Genomic DNA, 8,177 nt, shown 5'->3' with positions numbered 1-8,177 from the left:
GTTTAAACGTTAATGTAAATCAGTTTTTTTGTAATGAATTATAGTGACATTATTTAGTAAGTTCTTAATCAATTCAAAAGCTTATGTATCATATGACAGTAGCTGTTAATTTATGTATATTGCACCACAATATCTAATGTGTGAGTCTAAGCATGAAGCAAAAATCGAAAGGGTTTACCCTAATAGAACTTGTTGTCGTTATTATTGTGCTCGGTATTTTAGCCGTAGTGGCAGCGCCAAAATTTATCAATCTAAGCCAAGATGCCCATGATGCGTCGATTAAAAGTACTTTTGGCAGCTTTACCTCTGGTGTGAAGCTTTATCACAGTTGTTGGTTGGCGTCTGGTAAAAGCGGTTATCAAGTCGATGTAAGCTGTTATGGTGATGGGACATTAGATTCTGGGGTGACGGGGTTCCCACTCGGTATAGATACCACTTTGAGTGAAAGTGGTACAAGGCTGCAGGGAAAATTTTGCAAAGAAATATGGCAAGGCCTGCTTGAAAATGACGAATATACTTTAGAGAGCCACGGTAACAATACGTTCGATAAAAGCGATGACATTATTTATTGGTATTCAGGTGGTGTGTTAAGTAATGCTAATACTTATTGTTATTACAACTATATCGCTGATGATCGTACAAAAGACGCAAAAAACTGGGTACTAAAATACTATCCCAATACTGGTAAGACAGAGGTTGAGAAAGGGGTTCTTAGTTACCCATAACTAACAGGGTTTTTATCTTTATTAATCAAGCTCCTCTATCGTAGGAGCTTTTTTATTGGCTTGAATTTATTTTTTTGATAAAAGCTAATTCTTTATTACGTCATATACAAAACATAATTGTTTGCCATACTTAACATTAGAATGTTAATAGGGTGGTTAAATGCGATTTTGTGGTTTCATATGCTGTATAAGTATGCTTTTCATGAGCTTGAATGGATATGCTGATGAACGAATTACACGTGCTGAAAAGATGTTATACCAACAGGTGTCTTTGCTTGCATTAGTCGATACTGACGGCAAGTTTGTTCAGTATAAAGAAGCACTCTCTATTAACAAACTCTCCTCTAAAGAGTTAAATCAGCTCGAAAGTGATATCGAACTATTTTGGAGTGAACATCATATACCCATTAGAAACAAAGGATTAACTGAAATTAGTGATCCTTTCGTTAGGGCTATGGGTTTAGAACCACAATTAAATGGTTATCTGCAGGTTCAAAATCGTATCCGCCATTTGCAATGGTTAGCTGAACAAGATTGGTGGCAGCCGATAATCATTGACGGTTTGATCCGCCCTGGAACAAATCATCCGGTTATTCCCGTTATTGTTAAGCGATTATGGTTGCTTGGTGATGCTAAAAGTGCCGTTACAGAGTCTACAGTGCTAAATGAAGATATTGTTGATGCATTAAAACGTTTTCAACAAAGGCATGGCTTGAAAGCTGATGGGATTATTGGCCCTGAAACGGTAAAGTGGTTAAATGTGCCCCCAGAGCAGCGCGCATCTATTCTGGCTAAAAATTATATCCAACGAGCCGAGTTTATGGCTCAACGTGACGAACGTTTTCTGGTAATCAATATACCTGCATTCGAAATGGAATTGTTTAATAAGGGAAAGGTTGAGCTTTTTTCAAGGGTAATAGTCGGAAAACCTTACAGACCAACGCCGTTACTTAGTAGTTCAATCTCTAATGTCGTGATCAATCCGAGCTGGCGAGTACCAAAAACAATCCTCCATAAAGACTTGCTGCCACAAGTAAGAAAAGACGGTAATTATATCGCTACGCGTAATTTTGATGTATTTGATCGTAATAATAATTTGGTGGTGAGAACACCGCAGCAGTGGAGTGATCTGGCAAGAGGACCTTTTCCTTTTAGATTTGTGCAACGTCCAGGTAGAACGAATACATTAGGCCGTTATAAATTTTATTTTCCAAATGACTTTAGTGTTTACCTTCATGACACGGCTGATCCAAACTTGTTTGAGCGCAGTAATCGGGCACTTTCATCAGGGTGTATACGGGTTGAAAATGTTGAAGGCTTAGCTAATTGGATGGCGGCAAATTTAGTTAAAGATAAACAGACATGGGTCGATAGACATGCCGACCGAAACCGGACCCAATGGTTTGCGTTAAATGCCACTCTCAACGTGCATTTGGTTTATTGGACTGCTTGGATAGATGCGTCCAATCAGACACAATTTAGAAATGACATCTACCAAATACGGGCTGCTACTAGCTTTGCAGATACCGCCAGTGCTCAAATCAACGACTTATAATACACTTAACGATATTTTATACGGATAACTTGCAATCCTAAAACTAACAGGGTAATTTGCCTGCCAGTTGTAGGAAAAGTAGTCAGTGGTGAAAGTGTGACCGTAGTATGTTCTGCTCGTAGACAGTTATTATTAGGCCTTGGTGGTGTTGCAATGTTTTCTATGCTTCCAACAAAGGCACAGGCAAGTCGTTCAACCAAGGGGGTGCGCAGTTTAGGGTTTTACAACCGCCATACCGGTGAGAGAGAGCAGGGAAGCTATTGGATCGATGGTGATTATCAAGCGGATATTTTGACCGGTTTTAATCAAGTACTACGAGATCATCGCCAGAATGAATCAGTTCCTATGGATAAACGTTTATTTGATTTTGCGTATCAATTGAAAACATCACTGAGTTTTGATGATGAATTTCATATCATATCGGGCTACCGTTCTCCAAAAACGAATGAAATGTTGGCAAAAAGAAGTCATGGTGTTGCAAAGAAAAGTTACCATATGAAAGGAATGGCCTTAGATATCGCTATCCCTGGTGTGAAACTCGCAGATGTAAGAAGTGCTGCCATTGCACTTAAATTAGGCGGTGTCGGTTATTATCCTAATTCTGGTTTTGTACATATCGATACGGGGCCTATCCGAAGCTGGTAAGTTTGGCGTTAATGAGTCATAAGTGAACCCAATTAATATTTTGTGTAGTTCTTAATTTTATGTTAATATCCGCCCGCTTTTAGTCAGTAATGGTTGGTCGAAAATCGTTACTGTAATCTTTTACATCTTATTTATATTAAGTGAGTTTTATTATGTCTTATACTATTCCTGCACAAATCCGCACTGAAATAGGGAAAGGTTCGAGCCGCCGCCTACGTCATGCTAACAAAGTTCCTGCTGTTATCTATGGTCCAGGTAAAGAAGCTATCTCTATTGTTTTTGATCATAAAGATATCATCAACATCCAAGGGAACGACGATTTTTACAATACTGACCTAACTATCGCTTTAGATGGTAAAGATGTATTAGTACGAGTTCAAGACATGCAACGTCATGCGTACAAGATTTTAGTTGAACATATTGACTTTAAATTTGCTTAAGTTTTAAGTAAATTGAAAAAGCGCCTGAATAGGCGCTTTTTTTGTGTTTGAAAAATGTGTTTTAAATATTCGCGGAGTTATCAAGCTTGCATTCAGGGCTGGCGGCTATCACTTTGTTCTCTCCATTTTCAGCTTGCTCAATCCGCACATCAAATCCCCATAAACGATGGATATGTTTGACAACCTCATGTCGGCTATCAGCTAACGGGATCCTCGCGTTTGGAACATAACGCAGTGTTAGAGACCTATCACCCGATACTTCCACATTATGGACTTGAATATTAGGCTCTAAATTAGACAAGTTATACTGTTGCGATAATTTTTCTCTTATCTCTTTGTACCCTCGTTCATCATGAATAGCTGAAACTGCAAGGTGATTCTTATTGTCGTCATCTAGGATCGAAAACAACTTAAACTGTCGAATGATGTTAGGTGAAAGATATTGGCTAATAAAACTTTCATCCTTGAAGTTTTCCATGGCAAAGTGCAGTGTTGTTAGCCAATCGCTGCCTGCAATATCTGGAAACCATTGTTTATCTTCTTCGGTTGGTTTTTCACATATTCGACGAATATCAATAAACATGTTGAAGCCAAGGGCATAAGGGTTAATACCACTATAATGCGGGCTATTGTAGCTGGGTTGAACGACAACATTAGTGTGGCTTTGTAAAAACTCCAACATAAATCTATCGGTCACCAGCCCTTCATCATAAAGATGATTAAGAATGGTGTAATGCCAAAAGGTAGCCCAGCCTTCGTTCATCACTTGGGTCTGTTTTTGTGGGTAGAAGTATTGGCCCATTTTTCTCACAATGCGAACAACCTCCCTTTGCCAAGGTTCTAGAAGCGGTGCATTCTTCTCAATGAAATACAATATATTCTCTTGCGGTTCAGCGGGGAAATGTTGCTTTTTGGCCTTTAACTGTTCTTGAGGCGTTTCTGGCACGGTGCGCCAGAGATCATTAACTTGGCTCTGTAAATAGGCTTCTCTATCTTTTTGACGCATTTTCTCCTCTTTAAAGGAGATCTCACTTGGACGTTTATATCTATCTACACCGAAACTCATGAGTGCATGGCATGAATCAATGATGCTTTCCACTCTTTCAACACCATGTAACTCCTCACATTCACTGATATAATTTCGGGCAAACACTAAGTAATCAATAATGGAGCTAGCATCAGTCCATGTCTTAAACAGATAATTACCTTTAAAAAAGCTATTATGACCAAAACTTGCGTGAGCCATGACTAAGGCTTGCATGGTGATGGTATTTTCCTCCATTAGATAGGCGATGCAGGGATCTGAATTGATGACAATTTCATAAGCTAAGCCCATTTGCCCACGCTTATAACCTTGTTCCGTTTCGATAAAACGTTTGCCGAAGGACCAATGGGTGTAACCAATAGGCATGCCTATACCTGCGTAAGCGTCCATCATTTGCTCGGCCGTAATAACTTCTATTTGATTTGGATAGGCGTCTAATCGGTAATGGTGAGCGACGCGCTCTATTTCTGTTAAATAGGTTTGAAGCAGATCGAAGTTCCAATCGGGTCCATCATCTAATGGTTTTCTTTTTTCTGTTTTGTCCATAACGTCCCCCTTAGACAGCCTGTTTCTTAAATAACTCTCTAAACACTGGATAGATATCTTCGGCTTGTTTTATGTGTTGGACCGCAATATTAGCGTGTGTCTTCTGTAATGTTTCGTACTCTCGCCACAGTGTTTGATGCGCTCTATTAGTGATCTCGATATAGCTAAAATACCTCACGACAGGTAATAGCTTTTTTTCGAGTATGTGATGACAAGAAGGAGAGTCATCCGCCCAGTTGTCTCCATCAGAGGCTTGTGCTGCATATATATTCCACTCATTTTCTGGATAACGCTTTTGTTGGATCTCATGCATTAATTTAAGCGCACTTGAAACAATGGTTCCGCCTGTTTCTTGTGAGTAAAAGAATTCGTGTTCATCAACCTCCTTTGCTTGGGTGTGGTGACGGATATAAACAACATCCAAGTTCTTATAGGTGCGAGTGAGAAACAGGTATAGCAAGATATAAAAACGCTTTGCCATGTCTTTGGTTGCTTGATCCATAGAACCTGAAACATCCATAAGGCAGAACATGACAGCTTGGCTTGAAGGAACTTCTCGCTTAGCATAATTGTTATAACGTAAATCGAAAGTGTCGATAAAAGGGACTTTTTTAATTCTTCGTTGTAGATCGTCTATCTGTGCTTTAAGGGATAGAATGCGCTCAGCGTTAGAACCTGCAGTGCCTTCAAGTTCCATCAGTTCTTGTTGCAGCTCTTTTAGCATGCGTTTTTTTGATGAGGTCATGGTCATGCGGCGTGCAATAGAGGACCGTAATGAGCGGACTATATTGATATTAGCGGGCACGCCATTATTGGTAAAACCTGCTCTATAGACTTGATATTCAACTAGTTTATTAAGTCGATTGTTCTGTAGGTTAGGCAGCTCTAAATCTTCGAACAGTAACTCTAAATATTCATCTTTTGAGATTTCAAATACAAATTCGTCATTTCCCTCGCCAGAATCAGAGGCTTCACCTTGTCCAGCACCTTGACCACTGCCTGAAGGGGGTCTTTCAATTTGATCACCTCGGCTGAACTTATCATTTCCAGGATGAACTCGTTCTCGTATTCCGCCTTGACCTTGGTGAAATGTGGGCTCGCTTATGTCACGGGTGGGGATACTTATTTTCTCGCCTTTATCGACGTCTGTGACACTACGGCGTGTCACAGCATCACTGACCGCTTTTTTTATCTGTTTTTTGTAGCGATTAATAAATCGCTGTCGATTGACGGTACTCTTGCCTTTTGCATTGAGCCTTCTATCTATGAAATTTGCCATGCGCACCTCCGAGCCTAAATAGTAGGGGAGTAATCTCCCCCATTTGGCTTTCTTAAGAAGACTTTCTGACTCTCAGATACCATTCTGACAGCAATCTAACTTGCTTTTGTGTATAGCCTTTTTCCATCATACGGTTCACAAAATCATCATGCTTACGTTGATCATCAGTCGATGTCTTGCCATTAAATGAGATTACCGGAAGCAGATCTTCAGTGTTAGAAAACATCTTTTTCTCAATCACCGTTCTGAGCTTTTCATAGCTAGTCCACAGTGGGTTAGTGCCTTCGTTATTGGCTCTAGCTCGAAGTACGAAATTAACAATTTCGTTCCTGAAGTCTTTTGGATTGCTGATCCCCGCAGGCTTTTCAATTTTTTCAAGTTCAGCATTTAACGCTGCTCTATCAAATAATTGACCGGTTTCTGGATCTCTGTATTCCTGATCTTGGATCCAAAAATCGGCATAGATAACATAACGGTCAAAAATGTTTTGTCCGTATTCAGAATAAGATTCGAGATAGGCGGTTTGGATTTCTTTTCCAATAAATTCGACATATTTAGGAATAAGGTAGCCCTTTAGAAATTCTAAATATCGTTCTGCAGTTTCTGATGGGAATTGCTCTTGCTCGATTTGACGCTCTAGTACATAAAAGAGATGCACAGGATTTGCGGCAATTTCTGTATTGTCAAAATTGAATACCTTGGACAGAATTTTAAATGAGAAACGTGTTGATAGTCCTAACATGCCTTCATCTACACCAGCATAATCACGATACTCTTGATATGATTTTGCTTTAGGGTCGGTATCTTTGAGGCTTTCGCCGTTATACACTCGCATTTTGGAGTAAATAGAGGAGTTTTCTGGCGCAACTACACGTGAAAGTACACTGAATTGAGCCAAGGTTTCCAGAGTACCTGGTGCACAAGGCGTATTCGCCAACTCTGAGTTTGTCAGTAGCTTTTCGTAAATGCGTACCTCTTCCGATAAGCGCAAGCAATAAGGCACTTTAACGATATAGACTCGGTCTAAGAATGCTTCATTGGTTTTGTTATTCCTAAATGTTGTCCACTCTGATTCATTAGAGTGGGCCAGAATGATGCCACCAAAGGGCAGGGCGGAAAGCCCCTCTGTGCCGTTATAATTACCTTCTTGAGTTGCAGTAAGTAGAGGGTGAAGCACTTTAATCGGTGCTTTAAACATCTCTACGAATTCCATTAGTCCTTGGTTTGCGCGGCATAATGCGCCTGAATAGGAATAGGCGTCTGCATCATTTTGTGCAAAATGTTCCAACTGTCGAATATCGACTTTACCGACCAAAGATGAAATGTCTTGATTGTTTTCATCACCAGGCTCAGTTTTTGCGATAGCCAGCTGATCTAAAATTGAAGGGTAGACTTTGACGACTTTGAATTTTGAAATATCACCACCAAACTCGTGCAGCCGTTTAACTGCCCAAGGCGACATGATACTTTTTAAGTAACGTTTTGGTATGTTGTACTCTTGCTTAAGAATCTGGCCGTCTTCTTCAAGATTAAATAGACAAAATGGGTGGTCATTAACAGGGCTGCGAACACCGTCTGCGGTCAGTACGTAAATCGGTACATTTTGCATTAATGCTTTAAGTTTTTCTGCCAATGAGGATTTCCCGCCTCCCACAGGCCCTAAGAGATAAAGGATCTGTTTCGACTCTTCCAGCCCTTGGGCCGAATGTTTCAAATATGCCACAATCTGTTCAATGGCCTCTTCCATACCATAAAAGTCTTTAAAGGCAGGATATCTGGAAACCAGACGGTTTGAGAATAGCCGACTTAGAATAGGATCTTTTGATGTATCAATTAACTCTGGCTTACCAATGGCAATGATTAGTCGTTCAGCTGCTGATGCAAAAGCGCTATGGTCCTCTTTACATATGCTTAAAAAATCTTCTAATGAATACTCTTCATC

General features: G+C 40.0%; 7 protein-coding genes. 4 read left to right on the top strand and 3 right to left on the bottom strand.

Going from position 1 to position 8,177, the window contains the following annotated elements; all coding sequences use genetic code 11:
- Positions 1 to 152 precede the first annotated feature (152 nt).
- From CXF82_RS10395 to rplY, 4 genes are all read left to right on the top strand, one after another.
- Positions 153 to 725 (top strand): type II secretion system protein, encoded by a 573-nt coding sequence (locus CXF82_RS10395; protein WP_102044152.1) that lies wholly within the window; start codon positions 153 to 155, stop codon positions 723 to 725.
- Between the two features lie 202 nt (positions 726 to 927).
- Positions 928 to 2,280: a L,D-transpeptidase family protein gene (locus tag CXF82_RS10390; protein ID WP_257982768.1), complete on the top strand. Its 1,353-nt coding sequence runs from the start codon at positions 928 to 930 to the stop codon at positions 2,278 to 2,280.
- Positions 2,281 to 2,376: 96 nt separating this feature from the next.
- A complete protein-coding gene (locus tag CXF82_RS10385; protein WP_101091011.1) occupies positions 2,377 to 2,925 on the top strand; it encodes a peptidoglycan L,D-endopeptidase MepK in 549 nt (182 codons plus the stop codon).
- A 152-nt stretch (positions 2,926 to 3,077) separates the two neighbouring features.
- Entirely contained in the window at positions 3,078 to 3,365 is a 288-nt protein-coding gene (gene rplY / locus CXF82_RS10380; protein WP_101091010.1) for a 50S ribosomal protein L25, read from the top strand.
- Between the two features lie 61 nt (positions 3,366 to 3,426).
- Here rplY and CXF82_RS10375 read toward each other — a convergent pair whose 3' ends face one another.
- The 3 genes from CXF82_RS10375 to CXF82_RS10365 form a co-directional block, all read right to left on the bottom strand.
- Positions 3,427 to 4,956 carry a SpoVR family protein gene (locus CXF82_RS10375; RefSeq protein WP_101091009.1) on the bottom strand — a complete coding sequence of 510 codons (1,530 nt, stop codon included), beginning with the start codon at positions 4,954 to 4,956 and terminating at the stop codon, positions 3,427 to 3,429.
- Between the two features lie 10 nt (positions 4,957 to 4,966).
- Entirely contained in the window at positions 4,967 to 6,235 is a 1,269-nt protein-coding gene (locus CXF82_RS10370; RefSeq protein ID WP_102044150.1) for a YeaH/YhbH family protein, read from the bottom strand.
- Between the two features lie 52 nt (positions 6,236 to 6,287).
- Positions 6,288 to 8,177 (bottom strand): PrkA family serine protein kinase (locus tag CXF82_RS10365; protein ID WP_102044149.1); only part of this gene is annotated, 1,890 nt, incomplete at its 5' end.

Source organism: Shewanella sp. GutDb-MelDb (assembly GCF_002836075.1).
Classification (GTDB): Bacteria; Pseudomonadota; Gammaproteobacteria; order Enterobacterales; family Shewanellaceae; genus Shewanella.
Note: the sequence above shows the minus strand (reverse complement) of the source record. Positions and strands in the feature narration are given on the sequence as shown.

Bases quoted from the DNA above. Each gene is read 5' to 3' on its own strand.
- CXF82_RS10370 (WP_102044150.1), bottom strand. From the start codon at position 6,235: ATGGCAAATTTCATAGATAGAAGGCTCAATGCAAAAGGCAAGAGTACC.
- CXF82_RS10375 (WP_101091009.1), bottom strand. From the start codon at position 4,956: ATGGACAAAACAGAAAAAAGAAAACCATTAGATGATGGACCCGATTGG.
- CXF82_RS10395 (WP_102044152.1), top strand. From the start codon at position 153: ATGAAGCAAAAATCGAAAGGGTTTACCCTAATAGAACTTGTTGTCGTT.
- CXF82_RS10390 (WP_257982768.1), top strand. From the start codon at position 928: ATGAGCTTGAATGGATATGCTGATGAACGAATTACACGTGCTGAAAAG.
- rplY (WP_101091010.1), top strand. From the start codon at position 3,078: ATGTCTTATACTATTCCTGCACAAATCCGCACTGAAATAGGGAAAGGT.